Raw genomic sequence first — 1,587 nt, 5'->3', positions numbered from 1 at the left:
ACCAAGAATAACGGTCTGCGTCCTTCGAGGCTCTTCCCTAAATCTCCGTCCTGGCGATGCGAACACTTCTCCAATTTGCCAGATTCAACAAAATTGTTAAGTCGTGCATATCTTTTGGCTGCACCTCAACATAGCACGAAATAGCATAGGTACTTACGCCAGCAAAAAGGGGCCATTCAGGCGCACCCAATGCCGGCCCCCATCCAACCGACCACTGAATTTTTAACCAATTACGATGACGATGAAAATTGAACCATTCAGAATCGACGTGCCGCAAGACGAAATCGACGCGCTTCGCCTGCGCCTGGCCAACACGTGCTGGGCACCCGAACTGGACAACGACGACTGGGCTTACGGCGTCAATGGTGCTTACCTGCGCGAGTTGATGGCCTACTGGCAGGACGGGTTCGACTGGCGCGCGCAGGAAGCGCAGATTAACCGCTTCCCGCAGTTCCGCACGGAAATCGACGGCGTGCCCATCCATTTCATTCATGTGCGCGGCAAGGGAACCAACCCCGTTCCCATCATTTTGAACCATGGCTGGCCCTGGACGTTCTGGGACCTCAAGGACGTGATTATGCCGCTGGCCGACCCGGCGGCCTACGGTGGCGAGCCCGCCGACGCCTTCGACGTTGTTGTGCCGTCGCTGCCGGGCTTCGCTTTCTCGGGGCCGCTGTCCCGGACCGGGGTCGGCTACGTCGAAACGGCGGCCTTGTGGGTCAAGCTGATGCAGGAATTGGGCTATGACCGGTTCGTCACGCAAGGCGGCGACGCGGGCGCGTTCGTTAGCGCACGGCTTGGGCATGCGCACCCGGACTCGATTATCGGCGTCCATTTGAGCTTCCCCGTCCTACCGGGCGTGCCCTACGACGCCGGCGTCCCGGCCGAGTTCACCCCGCAGGAACGCGCCATGGCTGAAGGAGACCAGGCGCGGGGCCAAACGGCTTCCATTCACCTACTGGTCAATGCCGCTGACCCCCAGACCCTCGCTTGGGCCATGCACGACAGTCCCGTGGGGCAGGCGGCATGGATGCTCGTTCGCCGCCGCGCCTGGAGCGATTGCCACGGGGACGTGGAAACTAAGTTCGACAAGGACACGCTGCTCACGCACTTCTCGCTCTATTGGTTCACAAACAGCTTTATCGGGTCGGAGTTATTTTGCCGGGCGTCGGGCTTTCCCGAGCCCCCGGCGCTGGTCAACAACATCAAGCCCGAAATCAGCGTGCCAACGGCCGTGGCCGTGATGCCCAAAGACCTGATGCACCGGCCCCGCTCGGTCTTCGCCGCGCATAGCGACCTGCGCCAGTGGACCGTATTCCCCAGCGGGGGACATTTTGCGCCTGCCGAGGAACCCAAGTTGATAACCGAAGATATTCGCTTGTTCGTGCGCCCGCTGCGTCCGCGCTAAACTAGCGTGGCAAGAGACGTTGTGCGGCGTTTCCACTACGCATTAGAGCGGGCTATGAATTAACTGGTTTGCCGCGATGCGCGCAAATGCAATGCCGCCAGTGCTTACCCGTAGAAAACAGAAAAAAAGACCTGCAAATCGAACAATTCGATGCCAGACTTGTGCCACTCCTCCAGCCC

Annotated in this window: 1 protein-coding gene; it reads left to right on the top strand. The window is 59.9% G+C overall.

Annotated elements, in window-relative coordinates; genetic code table 11:
- The first annotated feature begins 235 nt into the window (after positions 1-235).
- A complete protein-coding gene (locus tag ACFE70_RS18210) occupies positions 236-1,408 on the top strand; it encodes an epoxide hydrolase family protein (protein WP_375419212.1) in 1,173 nt (390 codons plus the stop codon).
- Positions 1,409-1,587: the final 179 nt, after the last annotated feature.

Source organism: uncultured Hymenobacter sp., from assembly GCF_964243305.1.
In the GTDB taxonomy this organism is placed as follows: domain Bacteria; phylum Bacteroidota; class Bacteroidia; order Cytophagales; family Hymenobacteraceae; genus Hymenobacter.
This window is presented reverse-complemented; position numbering and strand designations above follow the sequence as displayed.